At 73.2% G+C, this 22542-nt stretch carries 21 protein-coding genes and 1 pseudogene; 11 read left to right on the plus strand and 11 right to left on the minus strand.

The features are described 5' to 3' along the window. Positions 1 to 21 precede the first annotated feature (21 nt). The 3 genes from IE153_RS09440 to IE153_RS09450 all read right to left on the minus strand — a co-directional run bounded on the left by IE153_RS09440 (position 22) and on the right by IE153_RS09450 (position 3296). Positions 22 to 903 carry a hypothetical protein gene (locus tag IE153_RS09440; RefSeq protein WP_189589313.1) on the minus strand — a complete coding sequence of 294 codons (882 nt, stop codon included), beginning with the start codon at positions 901 to 903 and terminating at the stop codon, positions 22 to 24. 31 nt (positions 904 to 934) lie between these two features. Beyond that, positions 935 to 2461, minus strand: a complete 1527-nt coding sequence (locus IE153_RS09445) for a hypothetical protein (protein ID WP_189589314.1) — start codon at positions 2459 to 2461, stop codon at positions 935 to 937. A 139-nt stretch (positions 2462 to 2600) separates the two neighbouring features. Next, positions 2601 to 3296, minus strand: a complete 696-nt coding sequence (locus IE153_RS09450; RefSeq protein ID WP_189589315.1) for a GntR family transcriptional regulator — start codon at positions 3294 to 3296, stop codon at positions 2601 to 2603. Between the two features lie 198 nt (positions 3297 to 3494). On the opposite strand from IE153_RS09450, the pseudogene IE153_RS09455 reads away from it, so the two are divergent. The 5 genes and pseudogenes from IE153_RS09455 to IE153_RS09475 all read left to right on the plus strand — a co-directional run bounded on the left by IE153_RS09455 (position 3495) and on the right by IE153_RS09475 (position 7848). Then, positions 3495 to 4764, plus strand: a pseudogene (locus IE153_RS09455) (MFS transporter). Beyond that, positions 4761 to 5594, plus strand: coding sequence for a putative hydro-lyase (locus IE153_RS09460; protein WP_189589316.1), 834 nt, complete (start codon positions 4761 to 4763; stop codon positions 5592 to 5594). Before IE153_RS09455 ends, IE153_RS09460 begins: the two are co-directional and overlap by 4 nt. Before the next feature lie 15 nt (positions 5595 to 5609). After that, positions 5610 to 6368, plus strand: a complete 759-nt coding sequence (locus IE153_RS09465; protein ID WP_189589317.1) for a LamB/YcsF family protein — start codon at positions 5610 to 5612, stop codon at positions 6366 to 6368. Next, on the plus strand, positions 6365 to 6982 hold the full coding sequence (gene pxpB / locus IE153_RS09470) for a 5-oxoprolinase subunit PxpB (protein ID WP_189589318.1): 618 nt from the start codon (positions 6365 to 6367) through the stop codon (positions 6980 to 6982). The genes IE153_RS09465 and pxpB overlap by 4 nt, the downstream gene beginning before the upstream one ends. Then, a complete protein-coding gene (locus IE153_RS09475) occupies positions 6979 to 7848 on the plus strand; it encodes a 5-oxoprolinase subunit C family protein (RefSeq protein ID WP_189589319.1) in 870 nt (289 codons plus the stop codon). Before pxpB ends, IE153_RS09475 begins: the two co-directional genes overlap by 4 nt. A 34-nt stretch (positions 7849 to 7882) precedes the next feature. Here the strand turns inward: IE153_RS09475 and IE153_RS09480 are convergent, their stop codons facing one another. The 5 genes from IE153_RS09480 to IE153_RS09500 all read right to left on the minus strand — a co-directional run bounded on the left by IE153_RS09480 (position 7883) and on the right by IE153_RS09500 (position 13400). Then, a complete protein-coding gene (locus IE153_RS09480; protein WP_189589320.1) occupies positions 7883 to 8788 on the minus strand; it encodes an SGNH/GDSL hydrolase family protein in 906 nt (301 codons plus the stop codon). Next, positions 8785 to 9978 (minus strand): glycosyltransferase, encoded by a 1194-nt coding sequence (locus IE153_RS09485; RefSeq protein WP_189589321.1) that lies wholly within the window; start codon positions 9976 to 9978, stop codon positions 8785 to 8787. The genes IE153_RS09480 and IE153_RS09485 overlap by 4 nt, the downstream gene beginning before the upstream one ends. Beyond that, a complete protein-coding gene (locus IE153_RS09490; protein WP_189589322.1) occupies positions 9975 to 11102 on the minus strand; it encodes a glycosyltransferase family 4 protein in 1128 nt (375 codons plus the stop codon). Before IE153_RS09490 ends, IE153_RS09485 begins: the two co-directional genes overlap by 4 nt. 186 nt (positions 11103 to 11288) lie before the next feature. Next, positions 11289 to 12707, minus strand: coding sequence for a HEAT repeat domain-containing protein (locus IE153_RS09495; protein WP_189589323.1), 1419 nt, complete (start codon positions 12705 to 12707; stop codon positions 11289 to 11291). A 300-nt stretch (positions 12708 to 13007) separates the two neighbouring features. Further along, on the minus strand, positions 13008 to 13400 hold the full coding sequence (locus tag IE153_RS09500; RefSeq protein ID WP_062925708.1) for an ankyrin repeat domain-containing protein: 393 nt from the start codon (positions 13398 to 13400) through the stop codon (positions 13008 to 13010). 298 nt (positions 13401 to 13698) lie between these two features. Between IE153_RS09500 and IE153_RS09505 the strand changes: the two genes are divergently transcribed. Next, positions 13699 to 13893, plus strand: coding sequence for a hypothetical protein (locus tag IE153_RS09505; protein ID WP_030843336.1), 195 nt, complete (start codon positions 13699 to 13701; stop codon positions 13891 to 13893). A gap of 52 nt (positions 13894 to 13945) precedes the next feature. Continuing rightward, positions 13946 to 15643, plus strand: a complete 1698-nt coding sequence (locus IE153_RS09510) for a hypothetical protein (RefSeq protein WP_189589324.1) — start codon at positions 13946 to 13948, stop codon at positions 15641 to 15643. Positions 15644 to 15702: 59 nt separating this feature from the next. Here IE153_RS09510 and IE153_RS09515 read toward each other — a convergent pair whose 3' ends face one another. Further along, positions 15703 to 17202, minus strand: coding sequence for an SCO1417 family PLP biosynthesis transcription factor (locus IE153_RS09515; RefSeq protein WP_189589325.1), 1500 nt, complete (start codon positions 17200 to 17202; stop codon positions 15703 to 15705). A 100-nt stretch (positions 17203 to 17302) separates the two neighbouring features. Here IE153_RS09515 and yczE point away from each other — a divergent pair, with 100 nt between their 5' ends. The 4 genes from yczE (at position 17303) to IE153_RS09535 (ending at position 20758) form a co-directional block, all read left to right on the plus strand. Next, positions 17303 to 17956 (plus strand): membrane protein YczE, encoded by a 654-nt coding sequence (gene yczE / locus IE153_RS09520; RefSeq protein ID WP_189589326.1) that lies wholly within the window; start codon positions 17303 to 17305, stop codon positions 17954 to 17956. Beyond that, entirely contained in the window at positions 17953 to 18720 is a 768-nt protein-coding gene (locus IE153_RS09525) for a glycerophosphodiester phosphodiesterase family protein (protein ID WP_189589327.1), read from the plus strand. The genes yczE and IE153_RS09525 overlap by 4 nt, the downstream gene beginning before the upstream one ends. Positions 18721 to 18770: 50 nt before the next feature. Next, positions 18771 to 20117: an MFS transporter gene (locus tag IE153_RS09530; protein ID WP_189589328.1), complete on the plus strand. Its 1347-nt coding sequence runs from the start codon at positions 18771 to 18773 to the stop codon at positions 20115 to 20117. A 266-nt stretch (positions 20118 to 20383) separates the two neighbouring features. Next, complete coding sequence (locus IE153_RS09535; protein WP_030247095.1) at positions 20384 to 20758, plus strand: RNA polymerase-binding protein RbpA; 375 nt, start codon at positions 20384 to 20386, stop codon at positions 20756 to 20758. A 147-nt stretch (positions 20759 to 20905) separates the two neighbouring features. Here the strand turns inward: IE153_RS09535 and fxsA are convergent, their stop codons facing one another. Then, positions 20906 to 21481: an FxsA family membrane protein gene (gene fxsA, locus IE153_RS09540; RefSeq protein WP_189589329.1), complete on the minus strand. Its 576-nt coding sequence runs from the start codon at positions 21479 to 21481 to the stop codon at positions 20906 to 20908. An 88-nt stretch (positions 21482 to 21569) separates the two neighbouring features. Next, a complete protein-coding gene (locus tag IE153_RS09545) occupies positions 21570 to 22373 on the minus strand; it encodes a polyprenol monophosphomannose synthase (protein WP_189589330.1) in 804 nt (267 codons plus the stop codon). Positions 22374 to 22542 lie beyond the last annotated feature (169 nt).

Consider the following 22542-nt stretch of genomic DNA (forward strand, 5'->3'; position numbering starts at 1 on the left):
AGTCTTCGTGAGATGGGGAGTTCAGGAGGAGTGGAACGGCAGCCCGGCGTCGGCGACCAGCTCCAGGTCGTCGCTCTCCTCGGCGGGCAGCAGAGTCGGCGTGCCGTCGGTGACCGGGACGACGCCCAGCTCCAGCAGCTCGGCCATGGCGGCGCTGCCGGCCATGTCGCGGACCTGGAGCTGGTAGCGGGCGGTGGTGCGGTAGGTGCCGCCGTGGTCGTCGCCGGTGCGCTGCAGGAATCCGGAGTCGGTGAGGAAGGCGACGGCCTTGGCGACGATGCCGGTGGTCGAACCGGCCAGGCGGCGGGCGTCCTTGGTGGCACCGGTCGCGCTGCGCCGCACCCAGATCCGCCAGGCGGCCTCCAGACCGGGCGCGTCGGTCGCCGGGTCGGTGTTCTCGCCCTGCTCGTCGGCGCGCTCCTCCAGGCGGCGGCAGGCCTGGCGCACGAAGGCGTCGACGCCGTTGACCGAGACGCGGCCGATGTAGCCGTCGTCGGCGAGGTCCTCGGGGCGCGGGAACGCCATGGCGGCGACGGCGAGATGGGCGAGCCCGTGCAGGAACCGGTCGCCGCCGTCGGCGGACGTACGACGCGCGTAGTCGCCCATGCGGACGGCGAACACCGAGTCCTCGGCGGCGGTCACGGCCATGCCCGCGCGGGGGGACACCTCCAGCACGATCAGGCCGAGCCCGGTCGCCACGGCGTCGGCGAGCCGCGCGAAGGGCGGGTCCTCGCGGTAGCGCCGCAGCAGGTCCGCGTACTCCTGGTCGCGGGCGGGCTGCAGCTTGGGCTGCAGCCCGAACGACACGAGCCGGGCCGCGTCGGCGGCGTCGGCGGGAGTGACGGCGGCGCCGGCCGCGGGCGCCGGTCCGTCCGGCTCGCTCCACTCGACATGCTCGCTCACGGTCGGGACTCCTTGTGCCACTCGTACTGACTCATGCTGCTTCCGTCCGGTCCGCCGCCATCCCCGCCGCGTCCAGCAGTGCGGTGCCGACGATCAGGTCGGCCCCGCCGAACTCCGGGTCGTCGAGTTCTGTCCCGTCGTCCACGGCGAACAGCAGCTTCTGCTCGCCCTGGCGATAGGCCGTGCCGACCGGCGGGCTGGCGGCGTGCACCGCCAGCAGGGCGACCAGGTACGGCAGCTCGGGGTCCTGCCTCCGGGCCTGCGCCAGCAGCCCCGACAACCGGCGCGGCGCGTCCGCCGGCAGGTCGAGCAGCTCCTGCGCCGCCGCCATCTGCTCCTCGCTGAACCGGCTGTCGTCCGGCGTGGCGATCAGGTCCGGCTCGGGCATCTCCGCACCCAGGTGCTCCCGCTCCACCGGCGGCGTCAGCAGTATGTCGACCAGGTCGCCGACCCGGACGGACACCGGCGTGCGCAGCCCGGTGCCGCGGCCGAAGAAGGCGTCGGTGACGCGGACGGCCTGCTCCAGAGGCAGCGGGAGCACGGGTGAGACGAGATGCCCGTAGAGGTCTATGCCCGACGTCGTCATCGGTGTGGCGAAGGCCTGCCTGTCCTGCTCGGCACGGAACAGCGGTCCGGCCTCCAGCAGCCGGGACTGCAACTGCGTGTGCCGGCGGATGCAGTCCTTGACGATGTCGACGAGCTCGGCGGCGCGGCGCTTGTGCTCCGGGTCCTCGGACTCGTCCCGCGCCTTGCGGATGTTGGTGAGGATCGCGTTCTCGTGGCGGTAGCGGTCGGCGACGTGCTCCAGCGCCTCGGCGATCATGTCGGGCACGGTGGAGAGCCAGTCCACCGCACGCACGTTGCGCCGGGTGGCGTCCAGGGCGCGGCGCAGGGTCTCCGAGTACTGCACGGTCCGGTAGCGGGCCTGTTCGGCCGCGAGCTGGGCGTCGGCGAGCCGGCCGCGGCTGATCAGCACCTCCAGCTTGACCTCTGCGGCGATCTGCGCGCTGGTGACGTCCGTGTCGAGGGCGCCGACGAGGACGTTGACCGCCTCGTCCGTCGTACGGAGGTAGACCGTGCCGCCGGGGCCGGGGACCTCCTCGATCAGCTTGAAGTCGTAGTCCCGGCGCACGTAGGTGCCGTCCGCCCCGAACGTGCCGTACACGGCGCGGAAGCCGCGGTCGACGCTGCCGACGTTGATCAGGTTCTCCAGGACCCAGCGGGCCACCCGCTCGTGCTCGGCGGTGGGGCGCTGCGGGGCCTGGGCGGCGATGCGCGGGATGAGCCGGGCGACGATCTGGTCGTGGTCCGCGCCCGTGTCGAAGTCCATGTTGAGGGTGACCAGGTCGATCGCCGCGAGGGCGACCTCCGCCATGCCGTACACCGAGTACGCGCCGGCCAGGTTCGCCTTGCGCGCGTCCAGGTCGTGCAACGGCGCGGTGCAGGCGAGCGCGCGCAGGCGCCGCGCCAGGCCCTCGTCGGCGGCCGGCCCCGGGGCGGGGCGCGGCCCCGCGCTGAGCTGGGGCGGAACGCTGTCCGTCGATGCAGGCGAAGTCACGGTGCACAGACTAGGTCCTGGGTCTGACAACAACCCAAACGACGCGGTACGCCCCCTGGGCCGTCGGCCTCGGCCGCCCTCGCCGACCTCCGGAGCCGCCCCCCTCGCCGACCCCTTGAGCCGCCGCCCTAAGGCGCCCTCAGCCGTCCTCGCCCACCCGCCGCCGGTACACCTCGACCACGCGCTCCAGCGAGTCGTCGAGGTATCCGGCGAGCAGGCCCTCGGCCTTCTCGCGGTCCCCACCCTGAAGAGCCTCAAGAATCGCGACATTTCGCGCGATGTACGGCTCGTGCAGCCGCTGCGGCTCGTCCACCACATGGAACGCCAGCCGCAGTTCGGCGAAAACGCTCCGCATCAGCTCGGCGGTGCGCTCGCTCGCGGCGAGAGCGACCAGCTCCCGGTGAAAGTGGATGTTCGCGGTACCCACCGCCTTCCAGTCACCCTCCCGGGCCGCGGTCCGCCCCTCCTCGACCGCTCCGGCGAGCCCGTCCAGGCCGTAGGGCGGCTCACCGAGACCGCGGACCACGGCGCACTCGACGAGCCGCCGGGTGCGGTAGATGTCCTCGACGTCCTCCACGGTCAGGACCCGGACGAAGACGCCCCGGTTCAGCTCGTGGACGAGCAGACGCTCGTGCGTGAGCAGCCGGAACGCCTCGCGCAGCGTGTTGCGGGAGACGCCGAGCGCGCCGCCGATGCTGTCCTCCGACAGGCGCGTGCCGGGCGGGAAGTAGCCCTCGGCGATCCGGCTCCTGAGGATGTCCGAGACCCGCTCCGCGGTGCTGGTGCGCCCGAGGAGGGCCCGGTCGTCGGCGAGGTCCTTCAGCTGCTCTGCCATGCCGGAATTCAATCGCAGATCCCAAGAACGAACCAACATGGGTATTGAGGGATCGTTGAACAATCCTCTACGGTGCTACGCACAGCGTCGCGGCGGCGGGGCCGCTTTCCCCACCGCTTTCCCCACCGCGGCGCCGAACGCCTCCGTACGGCACGGCTCACCCCGAAGCACCCTCCGTCCTCCCTCTGCGAGGTGCCCATGAGCACGACCCCTCCACCGCAGGCCCAGATCGACGACCCACGCCCCGCGACCACCGAACGCACCTCGGACGACGGGGCGTTCGGCTGGCTGCGCGCCCTGGGCCCGCGTGGCCGCCGCGCCTTCACGGGTGCCTTCGGCGGCTATGCCCTGGACTCCTACGACTACTTCACGCTGCCGCTGAGCATGGTCGCGCTGTCCGCCTACTTCGGCCTGAACAGCGGCCAGACCGGTCTCTTCACCACGGTCACGCTGGTCGTCTCCGCGGTCGGCGGCGCCCTGGCGGGCGTGCTCGCGGACCGCGTCGGCCGGGTGAAGGCACTGATGGTCACGGTGATCACGTACGCGGTGTTCACCGTCGCCTGCGGTTTCGCGCCCAACTACGAGACGCTGCTGGTCTTCCGCGCGCTCCAGGGGCTCGGTTTCGGCGGCGAGTGGGCCGTCGGCGCGATCCTGGTCGCCGAGTACGCGAGCGCCAAGAACCGCGGGCGCACGCTCGGCGCGATCCAGAGCTCCTGGGCCGTGGGCTGGGGCCTCGCCGTGATCGTCTACACCCTGGTCTTCTCGGTGGCCGGCGACGACCTGGCCTGGCGGATCATGTTCTGGACCGGGGCGCTGCCCGCGCTGCTCGTCATCTGGCTGCGGCGCAGTGTGCACGACGCCCCCGAGGCGGCCGCGGCACGTGAACAGAGCGCGGAGAAGGGCTCGTTCGCGGCGATCTTCAAGCCCGGCCTGCTGCGGATCACCCTCTTCGCGGGACTGCTCTCCACCGGCGTCCAGGGCGGCTACTACACCCTGGCCACCTGGGTGCCGACGTATCTGAAGTCCGAGCGCGACCTGTCGGTCGTCGGCACCGGCGGCTATCTGACGTTCCTCATATCGGGCGCCTTCATCGGCTATCTGACCGGCGGCTACCTCACCGACAAGCTGGGCAGGCGGCGCAACATCTGGCTCTTCGCCCTGCTCTCCGCGCTCTGCATCCTGGCGTACGCGAACATCCCGAGCGGCGCCAACACCCTGCTCCTGGTACTCGGTTTCCCGCTCGGGTTCTGCATGTCGGCGATCTTCAGCGGCTTCGGGTCCTACCTGAGCGAGCTGTACCCGACGGCGGTGCGCGGGACGGGGCAGGGCTTCACGTACAACACCGGGCGCGCGGTGGGTGCCGTGTTCCCCACGATGGTCGGGTTCCTGGCCGACAGCTGGGGCGTCGGCGGCGCGCTCCCTGGCCCTGCTCGGGCTGCCGGAGACGCGCGGAAAGGAACTCGCGTGAACCGCACGGGCACCGGCACCGAGGACCGTCCGGTGGTCCTCGTCGACGAGGACGCGCACGCGTGGAGCCCCGGAACGGCCCGCTCCCGCTTCCGGGAGGGCCTGACGGGCCCCACGGCCGGGGTCGCGGCGGGCCACACCCAGGTCAACCTGATCTCGGTGCCGGCCGACTGGGCCTACGACATGCTGCTGTTCTGCCAGCGCAATCCCAAGCCCTGCCCGGTCCTCGACGTCACGGACGCCGGCTCCTGGACGACCGTGCTGGCCGAGGGCGCGGACCTGCGCACCGACCTGCCGCGCTACCGGGTCTGGCGGGACGGCGAGCTGGTGGACGAACCGACGGACGTGCGGGCCCACTGGCGGGACGACCTGGTGTCGTTCCTCATCGGGTGCAGCTTCACCTTCGAGTGGGCGCTCGGCGAGGCGGGTGTTCCGATCCGCCACGTCGAGCAGGGCCGCAACGTCCCGATGTACGTGACGAGTCGGCAATGCCGTCCGGCGGGGCGGCTGCACGGGCCCCTCGTGGTGTCCATGCGGCCGGTGCCGCCCCGGCAGCTGGCGGCGGCGATCCGGGAGAGCAGCCTCATGCCGGCGGTGCACGGCAGTCCCGTGCACTGCGGCCATCCCTCGGGCCTCGGCATCGACGACCTCGGCCTCCCCGACTTCGGGGACCCGGTGGACGCCGAACCGGACGACATCCCGGTGTTCTGGGCCTGTGGAGTGACCCCGCAGGCGGCCGTGATGGCCTCGCGTCCGCCGTTCGCCCTCACGCACGCCCCGGGGCAGATGTTCCTCACCGACGCCCGCGACGAGCAGTACCGCGTGGCCTGACAGGAGACACGGCACATGACCTCGATCGACCTGAACGCCGACCTCGGCGAGGGATTCGGCCGCTGGCGGCTCACCGACGACGAACAGCTGCTGTCCGTCGTCACCAGCGCCAACGTGGCCTGCGGTTTCCACGCCGGGGACGCGGTCACGATGCGCCGGGTGTGCGAGCTGGCGGCCGAGCGCGGCGTCCGGATCGGCGCCCAGGTGTCCTACCGGGACCTGGCCGGGTTCGGACGGCGCGCGATGGACGTGCCGTCCGCCGAGCTGGCGGCCGAAGTGGCCTACCAGATCGGCGCCCTGGAGGTCTTCGCCCGGGCGGCCGGTGCCCGCGTCGCCTACGTCAAACCGCACGGCGCGCTCTACAACCGGGTCGTGCGCGACGAGGAGCAGGCCGCCGCGGTCGTCGACGGCGTGCTCCTCGCGGACACCGCGCTGCCCGTCCTCGGACTGCCCGGCTCACGCCTGCTGGAGCTGGCGGGGAAGGCCGGACTGCCGGTCGTCACCGAGGCGTTCGCGGACCGGGCGTACACCGACGCGGGCACCCTGGTGCCGCGCACCCTGGAGGGCGCCGTGGTCACCGACCCGGACGCCGTCGTGGAGCGCTCACTGGGCCTGGCCCGGTCCGGTGAGGTCGTCTCCCACACGGGGATGCGCATCGAGGTACGCGCGCGGTCGCTGTGCCTGCACGGCGACACCCCGGGCGCGGTGGACCTGGCCCGCCGGGTCCGCGAGCGCCTGGCGGCCTGCGGGGTCCGGGTGGAGGCCTTCGCATGAAGGTGCTGTCCGTCGGCGAGGACGCCCTGCTCGTCGAGGTCTCCTCGGGCGACGAGGCCCAGGCCCTGCACGCGGAGTTGCTGCGGCGCCGCGCGGAAGGCTCCCTCGCGGCCCGCGAGATCGTGCCCGCGGCCCGCACGGTCCTCCTCGACGGCCTCGACGCCCCGGCCCGGCTGGCCGCCGAACTGACCGCCGCCGAGCTGCCGCCCGCTCCCCCACGCGCGCGTGACATCGTGGAGATCCCGGTGCGGTACGACGGCCCGGACCTGGCCGACGTCGCCGCCCACTGGGGCGTGCCGCAGAAGGAGGTCGCCCGCATCCACGGCGATACCGAGTTCCGGGTCGCCTTCTGCGGCTTCGCACCCGGATTCGGCTACCTCACCGGCCTGCCGGCGCGCTACGACGTCCCGCGCCGGGCCACTCCGCGCACGGCCGTCCCGGCGGGGTCGGTCGCCCTGGCGGGCCCGTACACGGGCGTGTATCCGCGCTCGTCACCGGGCGGCTGGCAGCTGATCGGCACGACGGACGCCGTGCTGTGGGACCACGCGCGCGTGCCGGCCGCGCTGCTGTCGCCGGGCACGCGCGTGCGGTTCGTCCCCGAGGCGAAGTCATGACGGACCGCGCCCTCGCCGTCGTCCGGGCCGGTGCCCTCACCACCGTGCAGGACGCGGGCCGCCCCGGACACGCCCATCTCGGCGTACCCCGCTCCGGAGCGCTGGACCGGCCCGCCGCGGACCTCGTCAACCGGCTCGTCGGCAATCCGCCCGCGGCGGCCGTGCTGGAGACGACCCTCGACGGCTGTGCCGTACGCCCCCGTTCGGCCGTCACGGTGGCGGTGGCGGGCGCGCCCTGCCGGGTGACGGTGGACGGACGTCCCGTCGCCTGGGGCGCGCCGGTGCGCGTGCCCGCGGGGGCACTGCTGGACGTCGGACCCGCCGAGTCGGGCGTACGCGCCTACCTGGGGGTCTCCGGAGGCATCGCGGTCGAGGCGGTGCTCGGCAGCCGGTCGACGGACCTGCTGTCGGGGCTCGGCCCGGCCCCTCTGACGGTCGGCACGGTGCTGCCCCTGGGACGGCCGTCGGGCGTGCACGCGCGTGTGGATGTCGCCCCGCAGCCGGCGCCACCGGCCGAGCTGGTGCTGCGGGTGACCCTCGGCCCGCGCGACGGCTGGTTCACGCCGGAGGCCGTGGACACCTTCCGCTCCCGTGCCTACCGGGTGTCCTCCGCGAGCAACCGCATCGGGCTGCGCACGGAGGGACCCGCCCTGGAGCGGGCCCGGCCGGGCGAACTCGCCAGTGAGGGCATGGTGCTGGGTGCCGTGCAGGTCCCGCCGGACGGCAGGCCGGTGGTCTTCCTCGCCGACCACCCGACCACCGGGGGCTACCCGGTGATCGCCGTGGTCCGCGCCGCCGACCTCCCGGCCGCGGCCCAGGCGGTCCCGGGCACACCGGTTCGCTTCCTTGCCGTACGCCGCCGCTAGGCCCCGCGGTCGCAGGTGACCCGGACGATCGACCCTAGGCCGCGTCCGCCTGTTCCGGCACCGGCAGGGCGCCGAGCGCGGCGGACACCGCGGCCGAGGCCCTCAGGTCGAGCCGGGCGCTCGTGCCCCGGGCGCGGTGCCGGAGTTCGTCGGCGGCCAGGGTCAGAAGCTGGGGCAGCAGGTCGGTGCAGCGGCGCGCCACCCAGCCGGTGCCGGCCGTGGCCAGCCACCGCAGGCTCGCCGAGGTCGTCGGGGCGGGGAACTCGGGCTCGGGCGAGGGCGCGGGCCCCGTGGCGAGGCCGCGCTCGGCGAGCAGCGTGTGGAAGCGCAGGGCGAGTTGCCGGTGTCCGCGTTCTGAGGGGTGCAGCCGGTCCGCGCTCCACAGGGCACGGTCGGTGGTCCACTCGCCCTCGCACGCGTGCAGGTGCAGCGCGTCGTACCGCTCGGACAGGGCGTGCACCACCGTGTTCACGGCCCGTTGCCGCCGGGCGAGTGGGTTGGCGAGGGCCCCCGGAAGGCCGAGCATCCTGCCCGGGTCGGGCAGGCACGCGGTGAGCAGGACCGCCCCCGGTTCGGTGCAGGCCGCGTACACCTGGTCGAGCCGGGCGGCCACGGCCCGGATGTCGAAGGTGCAGCGCAGGGTGTCGTTGACGCCGACGACGACGGACACGAGGCCGGGCCGCAGCGCCAGCGCGGCGGGCAGCTGCCGCTCCAGCACGTCCCGGGTCTGTGAGCCGCTCACCGCCAGGTTGGTGAACCCGACCGGCTCCTCGGCGAGCCCGTCCGCGAGCAGCGCGGCCCAGCCACGCCACACCCCGTCACCGACGGGGTCCCCCACGCCCTCGGTGAGCGAGTCACCGAGGGCCACGAACCGCAGCGGCCGCCGGAACCGCGAGGATCCCTCGTACCGCGGGGGCCCCTCGACCCGCGGGGGTCTCATGCCACGCCCCCGGGCACGAACGGCCGGGCCGGACGCACCGGGACGGCCGCGTCGTGCGCGGCGAGAAACGCGTCGACCGCCGCGTCCCAGCCGAAGCACTCCGCACGCGCGCGTGCCCCCTCGCGCCGGTCCGCCTCCAGGCGTTCCAGCAGCTGGTCCACGGCGTCCGCGAAGGCCTCCCCGTGGTCCGCGGCGACGGCCCCGGCGGAGCCGATCACCTCCGGCAGCGCGGACGACGCGCTCGCCACCACGGGCGTGCCGCAGGCCATGGCCTCCAGCGCGGCGAGCCCGAAGGTCTCGGCGGGCCCCGGCGCCAGGGCCACGTCGGCGGACGCCTGGAGCGCGCCGAGCAGTCCCCGGTCGGAAACGTGCCCGAGGAAGGTCACCGGCAGGCCGCTCTCGCGCGCCCGCTGTTCGAGCCGGGAGCGCAGCGGACCGTCTCCGGCCACCACCAGCACGGCCCGCCGCCCGCGCCGCCGCAACGCCTCCAGGGCGTCCAGCGCCGTGCCGGGCCGCTTCTCCACGGACAGCCGCGAGCACATCACGAGCAGCGTCTCGCCCTCGCGCGCGTGCCGGGCCCGTACCTGCGGGTCGCGCAGCGCCGGGTGCCGCTGCACCAGGTCGACGCCGAGCGGCGCCCGGACGACGTTGCGGGCGCCGATCCGCACGAACTCGCGCTCGGCGAACTCGGTGGTGCACACCACGCGCGAGTAGGTGTGGGCCGTACGGACGTTGAGGGCGTCGGCGGCGCGCCGGGCGGCTCCCTCGGGCACGCCCCAGGTGCGCAGCACCCCGTCGGCCGTCTCGTGGGAGACCATCACGGACGGGACCCGGGCGCGCCGCGCCCACCTGCCGGTCCACCTCAGGGTCGTGCGGTCGGACACCTCCAGCCGGTCCGGCCCGAGCTCCTCCAGGAGCCGGGCCACCCGACGCTTGTCGGCGAGGACGCGGTATCCGCCGGTGCCGGGCAGCAGCGGCCCGGGGAGGGTGATCACCCTCCCCTGCTCGGTCTCGTGGTCGCTCATGCGCTCGCCGGGGATCACGAGGACGGGTTCGTGCCCCGCGGCCCTGAAGCCCTTGCCGAGTTCGCGCAGCGCGGTGCGCAGTCCGCCGGAGGAGGGGGCGACGAAGTTGGCGAGCCGGACGATCCGCAGCGCTTGGCGGTCGCTGCCGCGACGGACGTCGCTCATGCCGCCACCGCCGTCCTGCGCCCGGCGAGCACCTTCGTGTAGTGCCCGATCAGCCGGTCGCCGACGGCCGCCCAGGTGCGGCCCTCGACCGTGGCGCGTCCGGCGGCGCCGAAGGCGGCCCGCAGCCCGGGATCGGCGGCCAGGGACCGCACCGCGTCCCGGACCGCGGTCGCGTCACGCGGCGGCACGAGCAGCCCGGTGTGCCCGTGGGCGACCAGGTCCAGCGGTCCGCCCGCGGCGGGCGCCACCACCGGCAGGCCGCTGGCCATGGCCTCCTGGACCGTCTGGCAGAAGGTCTCGAAGGGGCCCGTGTGCGCGAAGACGTCGAACGAGGCGAAGACCCGGGCGAGGTCGTCACCGGTGCGCCGGCCGAGGAAGACGGCGCCGGGCAGGGCCTGTTCCAGGCCGGGCCGGCTGGGGCCGTCGCCGACGATCACGACCCGGACGCCCTCCAGGCCGCAGACACCGGCGAGGAGTTCGACCTGCTTCTCGGGGGCGAGCCGGCCGACGTAGCCGACGATCAGCTCGCCGTTCGGGGCGAGTTCGCGGCGCAGGGCCTCGTCGCGCCGGTCGGTCCGGAAGCGCTCGGTGTCCACGCCGCGCGGCCACAGCTCGACCCGGGGCACTCCGTGGGTCGCCAGGTCGTCCAGGGCGGCGCTGGACGGGGCGAGGGTGAGGTCGGCGGCGCCGTGGACGGAGCGGATGCGCCGCCAGGCGGCGGCCTCTCCGGCGCCCATGTAGGTGCGGGCGTAGCCGGCCAGATCGGTCTGGTAGACGGCGACGGTGGGGATGCCGAGGCGGGCGGCGGCGGCCATGCCGCGTACGCCGAGGACGAAGGGGCTGGCGAGATGGACCACGTCGGCACGGTGCTCGACGAGGGTGGCGGCCAGGCGGCGGCTGGGGAGGGCGACGCGGACCTGGGGGTAGCCGGGGAGCGGGAGGGAGGGGACGTGGACGACGGGGCACGGCGCGAAGGCGTCGGGCTTGTGCCCGGGCGCCGGGGCCGGGGCGACGACGACGGGGGCGTGACCGCGCTCGACGAGGTGCCGGGCGGTCTGGAACGCGCAGTGGGCCACGCCGTTCACGTCGGGGGGAAAGGATTCGGTCACGATGACGACACGCATACCGGTGTTGTCGCCGGGCCGGACGTGGCCGCGTCAACGTGGATCTGTCCGGCCGAGGAACGTCCTATGAGCGTTCTGAGGTGCACCCGCGCAGGTCAGGGGGTGGCCATGCCCTCCTGACCCGCGGGTCACCCCACGTTCACCCTGGAGGCGTGAATCCGCCCCCGCGTCCCCTCGGGCTGGGGGTCACACAGCGGTCTCCCCGGGACCGATCCGGCTGCGTACGGCCGTCTGCACCTCGGCCTCCTCGGCCGGGTCGGCGGCGAGCCGGCGCAGGCGCTCGACGACGCGGGCGTCTCCCGTCTCGGCGTGCCGGGCGGCGATCTCCCGGGTGGTCTCCTCGCAGTCCCACAGGCACTCGACGGCGAAGCCGGTGGCGAAGGAGGGGTCGGTGGCGGCGAGGGCCCGGGCGGCCCGGCCGCGCAGATGGGAGGAGGCGGTCTCGCGGTAGACGTGGCGCAGCACGGGAGCGGCGCAGGCGATGCCGAGCCGTCCGGTGCCGTCCACGAGGGTCCAGAGGGTCGGTGCATCGGGGCCTTCGCCCCGTACGGCCTCCCGTAGCGCCGCGAGGACCAGGTCGCGGTCCTGGACTCCGCCCCGGCAGGCGAGGACGCGGCCGGCGGCGGCGCCGAGCGCGTCGGGCCGCCGGGCCCAGCGGCGCGCCCGGTCCACCGCGGCCAGCGAGCGCATCCGCTCGAAGGCGTCGACGGCGGCGTCCACGACGAGCGTCGAACCGGTGGCCACGGCGCCCTCGATCAGATCGAGGGCCTCGGGATCGTTGCCGTCGGCGAGGTACCTGAGGGCCGTGCAGCGGGCTCCGTCGGTGCCGTCCCGCGCCGCCCGGACGATCTCGGCCCGGTCCTCGGGGCCCGCCACGGCGGTCAGGCAGCGGGCGGCCGGCACATGGAGGGCGGCACCCCGATCGATGCCCTGCTGGGCCCATTCGAAGACGGCTTGCACGCTCCAGCCCGGGCGGGGGCCGGACGGTCGCATCTGCCGCTGCCAGCGGTCGAAACAGCCCGTCTCGTGGGCGGCACGCACGCGTGCGGCGACGGATTCGCGCGGATCCTCGGCCCACAGCCGCCAGGGCCGGGGCTCGAAGGCGTCCCGGACGGTGGCGGCCAGCTCGGCATCGCCCTCCGGGTCCGCGGGGAACCGGGCGAGGACGGGTGCGGCGAGGGCGCGCAGTCCCGCGTCGTCGTCCCTGAGGGCCAGCTCGTCGAGGGCCCAGGCCCAGTTGGAGCCGTGGGCGGCGTACCTGCGCAGCAGCTCGAGCGCGTCCCGCCTGCCGTAGGAGGCGAGGTGCCCGAGAACGGCCAGGGCGAGCCCCGTGCGTGACTCGTCGCCGTCGAGGACGTCCTCGGCGCAGAAGAGATGGGCCTCGACCTCGTCCAGCTCGCCGCCCAGGTCGAGGAAGAGGCGGGCGTAGTAGAGGGAGCGGTTCTCCACCTGCCAGTCGTGGCGGGGATCGCGCAGCACACAGTGGTTCAGCGCCGCCAGCGCCTCGGGGCGCGGGGCGGTGAGCGCGTGCAGCGTGCCGTCGCCGCGGCCCCGCTGAAGCAGGCCGAGCAGCGTACCGCTGGGCGCTATGACCGGATCGAACATGGGAAACAGCCTCACATCAAGCGTCGACGCAACCGGGGACGTGTACTACCTGGCCGCGCGACAACACGTCGGAGTGCCCGCCGTTTCCTGCTTGCTGTAGACCATCTTCCTCTGCCTCTCGTCGGTGGCCCTTGCGGACCGCGTCACGGCCCGCGCGGTGCGGCAACACCTGCCCAACCATCACGTCCGTGAACCACGTCGTCATGATGACTCGGCACTCTCGTCTGCCGCGACCGAAATTTCGGCGGCCCTGTACCGCCTCCCCCGTTTTCTGTGTCTTTGCTGGTCAGACCTGTCGGTTCAGTGCTCGCCGAACAGTTCGAGCAATTCCGTCCGGCCGAACATCCGGGCGGTGTCGACCGCCGAGGGCGTGCCGGCGGACGGGTCGGCGCCGCCCTCCAGAAGAGCCTTGATCACGTCCGATTCGCCCTTGAAGACCGCTCCGGCGAGCGGGGTCTGGCCCCGGTCGTTGATCCGGTCGGCCTCGGCACCGCGCTCCAGCAGAGCGCGCACCGCGTCGGAGTGGCCGTGGTAGGCGGCGAGCATCACGAGCGAGTCGCCCCGGTCGTTGGTGAGGTTGGCCGGAACACCCGCGTCGACGTACGCCACGAGCGCCTCGGTCTGTCCCCGCCGGGCCAGATCGAAGATCTTGGTCGCCAGCTCCACGACCTCGGGGTCGGGGACTTCGGTCATCGGACGGACCGCCTCTCCACTACGCATCGCCTCCGGTGCGTACGCCTGCAAGGGGCGCAGCCGTACGAGTGAATCGCCAGGGTACTGGCTCGCGCGGCACATGACCCGATGTGCCCGAGGTAAAGATCAGCACAGACCCGGACAAGCGCAACAGCCCGGCTGCACCGGACCCGGGACCACTCCGCCGCACGGGGGAAATAGTCCGAATTTCACCCAGTTGCACCTTTTATCGTATGGATACATCCTGTGAGCCTGGAAGTACTCATGGTGACTGTCCCCGCGAACCAGGAGAACTCAAATGATCCTCTCCATCTCAGGCGTGGTCCTGCTCGGCATCGTCGTCTTCATCTTCTTCCGCAAGGACGGACTGAAGGCGTCGCATGCCGTGGTCGCCATGCTGTTCGGCTTCTATCTGGCGAGTACGGCCATCGCTCCGAGCATCAAGGCGGGCGGCGAGAGCCTGGCGAGCCTCCTCGGCGGAATCAAGTTCTGACGACCCCGTCCGCCGTACGTATCCCGCCCGTACGCACTCACTGGAGGCAGTAGTGGCCCGGCGCCCCCTCCCCCGCATTCTGAGCAACGGCAGCGCACAGCTCGCCCGGAGCCGGGAGCTGGCCCGGACGGCCGCCGACAGCGCCACGGACGTCCTCCACCCGCTGATCACGATCACGCGGGGTCTGCGCCGGCTGGCAGCGGCCGGGCGGCGCAGATGGGCCGAGACCCCCAAGGAGAGACGGGGGGCGCTGCTGTTCCTGGTGGCCTCCGTGATCCTGGTCGTGGCGCTGGTGCCGTACGGACCGCTGCTCGCCGCCATCACCCTGATGGCGGCGGCGGCCTGGCAGGGCCGGGACCGCTCTCCGGCGGCGTCCGACGGGCCCGACGAGTCGCAGACCCAGCGGCTGAAGTCGCTGTACGAGGCGCTCGTGCCGCACTTCTCCGCCGCCGAGGACCCCGAGCCGCTGTACTCCCACGGCGGCGCGTGGGACAAGGCCTTCCCCACCTACGCCTTCGACGGCGGGGGCCGGATCTCGCAGCTGGTGGTCCGCTACCCGGCGTACTTCACCGACGGCGAGGCCGAGGCCCGCGCCCGAGTCGAGCACCTTCTTGCGGCCAAGTCGGGCCGGGGCCGCGAATACCACTTCACGTGGGACGAGGAGGGCAACCAGTTGACGGTCGGCGTGCTCCTGCCGCTGCCCGTCGACATCGCCGCCCAGCGTTTCGTCACCACCCCCGGCGAGACGGTCCTCGGCTTCACCGACCCCACCCGGGTCCAGCGCACCCTCCCCCTCACACTCGGGGAGAAGCAGCGGGACGTGCCGCCGGTCGTATGGCGCACGGGCCCGCGCTCCACCGAGCCGCACCTGCTGGCGCTCGGCCAGCCGGGCAGCGGCACCTCCACCCTGCTGCGGTCCATCGCGCTGCAGGCCCTGCTCCACGGCGACGTGGTGATCGTCGACGGCGGGGGCACCGGCGAGTACGCCTGCCTGACCGGCCGGGACGGCGTCCTGGCCGTGGAGGCCGGGCTGGCCGGGGTCACGGCCGGTCTGGAGTGGGTGGCGACCGAGACGGAGCGCCGCCTCATCGCCGCCAACCGGGCCCACCAGGCGGGCGACCCGCCGCCCGAGGACACCAAGCGCCCGCTGTGGGTCCTCCTCGACCGCCCGACGGCCTTCACCCATCTGGCCACGGCGGACGGCCGCAAGGACCCGCAGTACCTCCTCCAGGTCCCCCTCCGGCACGGCCGCCCGGCGAACGTGACGGTGGTCGTGGCCGACCAGCTGGACAGCCTCGACGCCCTCAGCGAGCCGGTACGCCAGCACACCCGCGCCCGCGTGGTCCTGGGCCCCGCGACGGCGGAGCAGCTCGAGTCGGTCCTGGGCGCACCCCCGCACACGACGCCGATCGACGAGCTCCCACCCGGCCGCGGTTACGCCCGGCTGGGCAGCGGCCCGGTCCACCGCCTCCAGGTCCCCGCCACCCCGAACCCCTACGACGACGCCACGCCCGACGCCCTGTGCGAGGCGGTCCTGGCCCTTCTCCCGCCGCGCACGACCCCTGCGGACGGGGAGACGATCCCGGAGCAGGACCAGTCGGAGGGCGAGCCGGAACGGGTACCGGCGGAGAGGGAACCGGAATCCGTGCCGGTGGCTCCGCAGGCGCCGGAATCAGAGCCGGAAGCGACCCCCGTTCTGGCCGAGGAGCCCCTGCAGAACCCGGGACCGGTGCTGACCAAGGAGAAGTAGCCACGGGCCTGAGGCCGCCGCCGGGCACGCACCCCCCGGCGGCCACCCCCCGTCTCCTCTCAGGCCACGAACGTACGCGGTGCCTCCGCGTTCCCCACCGCGCCGCTCTCCACCAGCCGCGCCGCCGCGGCCAGCCGCACCGCCGCCTCCTCGGCCACGGCCCCGCCGACGGTGAACGGCAGCCGCACATACCCCTCGAACGCCCCGTCCACCCCGAACCGCGGCCCGGACGGCACCCGGACCCCCACGCGCTCCCCCGCCTCGGCCAGCCGCGAACCGGACAGACCCCCGGTGCGCACCCAGAGCGTCAACCCGCCCTGGGGCACCTCGAACTCCCACTCGGGCAGCTCCCGCCGCACCGCGGTCACCAGCTCGTCCCGGTTCGCCCGCGCCTGCGCCCGCCGCACCTCCACGGCCTGCTCCCAGCCCCCGGTCCCGAACAGCCAGTTCACCGCCAGCTGCTCCAGGACCGGTGTGCCGAGATCGGCGTACGCCCGGGCGGCGACCAGGCTGCGGATCACGTCCGGCGCGGCCCGCACCCAGCCGATCCGCATCCCGGCCCAGAACGCCTTGCTCGCCGACCCCACCGTGATCACCGTGGAGCCGGCCGGGTCGAAGGCACACACCGGCCGCGGCATCCGCACCTCCGGATCCAGCCACAGCTCGCTCATCGTCTCGTCGGCGATCAGCACCGTCCCCGCGGACCGCGCCGCGTCCACCAGCCGTCGCCGCTGGTCCTCGTCGGCGAGCGCCCCGGTCGGGTTGTGGAAGTCGGCGACGACATACGCGATGCGGGGCGCGGCGTCCCGCAGGACCTGCCGCCAGCGGTCCATGTCCCAGCCGGTGAGCCCCTCGGCCATCGCGACGGGTACCAGCCGGGCCCCGGCCTCCCGCATCAGCTGGAGGATGTTGGCGTAGGAGGGCGACTCGACCGCGATGCGCTCGCCGCGCCCGGCGAACAGATGACAGATGGCGTCGATCGCGCCCATCGCCCCGGTCGTCACCATGATCTGCTCGGGCATGGTCGGGATCCCGCGCGCGGTGTACCGCTCGGCGATCATCGCCCGCAGGGCGGGGAGTCCGGCGGGGTAGTCGCCGTGCGTGTGCGCGTAGGGCGGCAGTTCCTCCAGCGCGCCCTGGACGGCCCGGGTGAGCCAGGGCTCGGGAGCGGGCAGTGCGGCGCACCCGAGGTCGATCAGCGAGCCGAGGGCCTCCGGCGGAAGCGGCTCCAGCCCCCGCGCGGGCAGCGGGTTCCCGGCCGGGACTGCGGTCCAACTGCCCGCGCCCCGACGTGACTCCAGGAATCCTTCGCCGCGCAGCGCCTCGTAGGCGGCGGCCACCGTCGTACGGCTGACGGACAGGGAGAGGGCGAGTTCGCGTTCGGCGGGCAGCCGGGCCGCCACCGGGACCCGGCCCTCGAGCACCAGCAGCCGGATGCCGTCGGCGAGCGCACGGTACGCCGGCGGCCGGCGCGAACCGGGCCCCGCCGGGCGGTCCTGCTGGGAGCTGAGAAGCCGGGCGAGCTGCGCCGCACCCACGGCCGAGGTCCACTCCGCCATCGAAATCAGTCCACCTTCCCCGGATTGGCCATGGATGGCTTCTGCATCCAAGCCACATGGTGACATGCATCAGTCCACTACCACCACAGGGGGGCACATCATGTCCACGCGGGGGCATCTCGCCCGGCGGCTCGTCCAGCTCTACGCCGGTCTCGCGCTGTACGGCGCCAGTTCGGCACTGCTCGTCCGGTCGGGGCTCGGGCTGGAGCCGTGGAACGTGCTGCACCAGGGCCTCGCCGAGCGGACGGGGCTGTCGATCGGCGTGGTACTGACGATCGTGGGCGCGGCGGTGCTGCTCACCTGGATCCCGCTGCGCCAGCGGCCGGGCCTGGGCACGGTCTCCAACGTGCTGGTCATCGGCATGGCGATGGACGCGACGCTGGCCCTGGTACCCGACGCGCACGGCCCGCTGCCGCGCGTGACGCTGATGGTGACGGGGATCGTCCTGAACGGCGCGGCGACCGGCCTGTACATCGCGGCGCGCTTCGGCCCGGGTCCGCGCGACGGCCTCATGACGGGCCTGCACCAGCGCACGGGGGTCTCGATCCGCCTGGTGCGCACGGCCATCGAGTTCGCGGTCGTGGCGACGGGCTTCGCCCTGGGCGGCACCGTCGGCATCGGCACCCTCCTGTACGCGGTCTCGATCGGCCCGCTCGCCCAGCTGTTCCTGCGCGTGTTCGCCGTCCCCCCGGCATCCGGCGGCAGCACGGTCGTTGCCACCGGTCAACCCCGAGGGGCGATACTGCGTCCGTGACCCCGCGGATACGCCACCCCTACCTCGACCATCCCGGCCCGATCGCCTTCGCCCACCGGGGCGGGGCCGCGGACGGCCTGGAGAACACCGTGCGGCAGTTCCGGTGCGCGGTCGAGGCCGGATACCGGTACATCGAGACGGACGTCCACACCACCCGGGACGGCAAGCTCGTCGCCTTCCACGACGCGACCCTGGACCGGGTGACGGACGGCGCGGGCCGGATCGCCGACCTGCCGTGGCAGGAGGTACGCCAGGCGCGCGTGGCGGGCGAGGAACCACTGCCCCTCTTCGAGGAGCTCCTGGAGACCTTCCCCGACGTGCGTTGGAACGTCGACGTCAAGGCGGAGGCCGCCCTGTCGCCCTTCCTGGACCTGGTCGGACGCACGGACTCCTGGGACCGGATCTGCCTCGGCTCGTTCTCCGAGGCCCGCCTGGTGCGCGCCCAGCGGCTGTCCGGCCCCCGCCTGGCCACGTCGTACGGCACCCGGGGCGTGCTCACCCTGCGGCTGCGCTCCTGGGGGCTGCCGGCCGCGGTGCGCCGCTCGGCGATAGCCGCCCAGGTCCCCGAGATCCAGTCCGGCATCCAGGTCGTGGACCGGCGCTTCCTGCACGCGGCCCACGCACGCGGGCTCCAGGTGCACGTGTGGACGGTCAACGATCCCGAGGGCATGCACCGGCTGCTCGACCTGGGCGTGGATGGCATCATGACCGATCACATCGACACGTTGCGCAAGGTCATGGAGGACCGCGGCGTCTGGGTCTGAGACCCCGGGCCCGTCCCCTCTGCGCGTTCACGGGGAAGCGAGGGGCACGGGTGGGCAACGACACCGTGCGGACACCGCCGGCCGACGGGGCCGCGGAGCGCAGGAGCGAGCAGCGCGGCTGGTACGTCTACGACTGGGCCTGTTCCGTCTACTCGACGAGCGTGCTCACCGTGTTCCTGGGCCCCTATCTGACGTCGGTCGCCAAGTCGGCGGCCGACGCCGACGGGTATGTGCACCCCCTCGGCATCCCGGTGCGCGCCGGGTCCTTCTTCGCGTACTCGGTGTCCCTGTCGGTGATCGTGGCCGTGCTGGTGATGCCCCTGGTGGGCGCCGCCGCCGACCGCACCGGCCGCAAGAAGCCCCTCCTCGCGGCCGCCGCCTACACCGGGGCCACCGCCACGGCGGCCATGTTCTTCCTGGACGGCGACCGCTATCTGCTGGGCGGTGCACTCCTGGTCGTCGCGAACGCCGCGCAGTCCGTGGCGATGATGCTCTACAACTCCTACCTGCCGCAGATCGCCCCGCCCGAGGAGCGGGACGCGGTCTCCTCCCGCGGCTGGGCCTTCGGTTACGCGGCGGGTTCGCTGGTCCTCGTCGCCAACCTGATCCTCTATACCGGGCACGAGGGCTTCGGCCTCTCCGAGAGCGCGGCGGTCCGCATCTGCCTGGCGTCGGCCGGCCTGTGGTGGGGCGCGTTCGCCGTCATCCCGCTGCGGCGGCTGCGCGACCGCAGGACCGCCGGGCGCGAGGCGGCCCTCCCGGGCTTCCGGCAGCTCGCGGCGACCGTCCGCGACATGCGCCGCCACCCGCTGACGCTCGCCTTCCTGCTCGCCTACCTCGTCTACAACGACGGCATCCAGACGGTGATCTCCCAGGCCTCGGTCTACGGCTCCGAGGAGCTGGGCCTGGAACAGTCCACCCTCATCGGCGCCGTGCTGCTGGTGCAGGTGCTGGCGGTGGCGGGCGCACTGGCCATGGGCCGGCTGGCCCGGGTGTACGGAGCCAAGCGCACGATCCTCGGCTCGCTGGTCGCATGGACCGTGACGCTGGCGGCCGGGTACTTCCTGCCGGCCGGGGCGCCGGTGTGGTTCTTCGTCCTGGCCGCCGGGATCGGCCTGGTCCTCGGCGGCAGCCAGGCGCTGTCCCGCTCCCTGTTCTCCCATCTGATCCCGCCGGGCAGGGAGGCCGAATACTTCTCGGCGTACGAGATGAGCGACCGTGGGATGAGCTGGCTCGGGCCGCTGCTGTTCGGGATCACCTACCAGCTGACCGGGAGCTACCGGGACGCGATCATCTCGCTGGTGGTCTTCTTCGTGCTCGGCTTCGCCCTGCTCGCGCGGGTCCCGGTGCGGCGTGCGATCGGCGAAGCGGGGAATCCGGTTCCTGACAGGATTTAGCACTCGGAGCGAAAGGGCTGTAGTGTACGCGTTTGGCCTGCCAGGCGGACCGTTACTGCGCGTCAAAGATGCCGAAACGCTGGGTTATATCTGCTATCAGATGTGACAAACCGGGCGCTGGTGGGTACAACAAGGGCGGCTACGACGGCGACGCATGACCCGGAACGGGACTCGGAACGGGAATCTTTACCGCCGACCGGACGTTGACCGGATGACGACGACAGCGACACCTGTCCTGTGGGCGACAAGCCCGGGAGGCACGATTCATGAGTGAGCGAGCTCTTCGCGGCACGCGCCTCGTGGTGACCAGCTACGAGACGGACCGCGGCATCGACCTGGCCCCGCGCCAGGCCGTGGAGTACGCATGCGAGAAGGGGCACCGCTTCGAGATGCCCTTCTCGGTCGAGGCGGAGATCCCGCCGGAGTGGGAGTGCAAGGTCTGTGGGGCCCAGGCACTCCTCGTGGACGGCGATGTCCCTGAAGAAAAGAAGGGCAAGCCCGCGCGTACGCATTGGGACATGCTGATGGAGCGGCGCACCCGTGAGGAACTCGAAGAGGTCCTCGAGGAGCGCCTGGCGGTTCTGCGCTCCGGTGCGATGAACATCGCTGTTCATCCCCGAGACAGCCGCAAGTCGGCATAGTCCCTCACAGGGTCTGGCCGAAGTAACAGCGCATCAGAAGACCGCGGGCGCCGTACGAGAAGTACGGCGCCCGCGGTCTTCCGCATGTCCACGGCCCCGGTGCGGCTCGTGCCGGAAGGCTCGCCGGATGGGCGAGCCCGGGACGGCTCAGTGCGTCAGCGGCGGGCGCGGCGGCTGCGGGGTGTCCCCCGGCTCGTCCCTGATGACCTCGCCCTGGACGACCTTGCCGTCGGGCTGGTGCATACGGGCCTGCTGGAAGGCGCCGCCGAGGGTGCCCGGGCGCGCTTCCCGGAGCTTGCGCTCGAAGGTGCGCTCCGCCGAGCGGCTCACCACCTTCTGCACCGGCGGCAGCAGCAGGAGCAGGCCCACCGCGTCCGAGGCCAGGCCGGGAATCATCAGGAGCAGACCGCCCAGCATCATCAGGCCGTTGCCCTCGCTGCCCGGCCGGGCCGCTTCCGGCATCATCCCGCTCTGCTGCTGTTGCAGCGCCTCGGAGAGCTTGCGGAAGGCCCGCCGGCCGGCCCGCTTGATGACGACCGAGCCGGCCACCAGACCCGCCAGCAGGACGAGGAAGACCACCAGCCCGCTGGTCGCCCCCGCGACCAGCGTGAGCAGCCAGATCTCCAGCACCAGCCACGCGGCGACGCCGAGCGGCAGGAACGTACGCAGCCGGGAGCGCTTGGGCCGGGCAGGGGGCAGCGGGGTCTGAGCGCCAGTCGTCATGCGTCCAGTGTGCCTGGCCCCGGCTCAGCACGGGATAAGGCCACCATCAGCTGTTTCTGTGCACGGCCGCGCCTGAAGCGGTCCGCCGCTACGGCTTCGAGGGCTTGCCGCCGCGCCCCGTGACCTTGCCGACCCGCTCCCCCACGCCCCACGCCGTGACGCGCCACAGCGCCTCGACGAGGATGTCGCGGCTCATCTTGGAGTCGCCGAGTTCGCGCTCGACGAACGTGATGGGTACCTCGATCACGTGGTAGCCGGCCTTGACCGCGCGACGGGCGAGATCGACCTGGAAGCAGTACCCCTGGGAGGCCACCTCGTCGAGGCCGAGCCCCTGTAGGGTCTCGCGGCGGAAGGCACGGTAGCCGCCGGTGATGTCACGCAGCGGCAGGTCGAGCGCCAGCCGGGAGTAGAGGCTGCCGCCCCGGGAGATCACCTCGCGGGACTTCGGCCAGTTCACCACCCGGCCGCCCGGCACCCAGCGCGAGCCCAGCACCAGGTCGGCGCTCTTGAGGGCGGTGAGCAGACGCGGCAGTTCCTCGGGCTGGTGGGAGCCGTCGGCGTCCATCTCGATCAGCACGCCGTAGTCGCGCTCCAGGCCCCAGTGGAAGCCCGCGAGGTAGGCGGCTCCGAGGCCCTCCTTGCCCTTGCGGTGCAGCACGTGGACGTGGTCGTCCTCGGCGGTCAGCTCGTCGGCCAGCTTGCCCGTGCCGTCCGGGCTGTTGTCGTCGGCCACGAGCACGTGCGCCTCGGGGACGGCCTTGCGTACCCGGCCGACGATGCTCTTGATGTTCTCCGCCTCGTTGTAGGTCGGGATGATCACCAAGGCCGTGCCGAGCGGGCCGAACTTCCTCACCTGGGCTTCTGCCGCGAGGGTTCCGTCGCCGTCGTTCACTACTGCCCCTTCATGTCCATACGCAGAGGTCCACCATAGTGGGCCCGGCCTGCGCCGACGTGACAGGACGTTCGAATCGTGGTGTCGAATCCGCAAGACGCGGGTGGGAGCGCGCTTCCCTGTGCGCGTGTCCGGTGGATGGGGGCCCGGCGCCCTTCGGGCCGACCTG

Source organism: Streptomyces massasporeus, assembly GCF_014648995.1.
Classification (GTDB): Bacteria; Actinomycetota; Actinomycetes; order Streptomycetales; family Streptomycetaceae; genus Streptomyces; species Streptomyces massasporeus.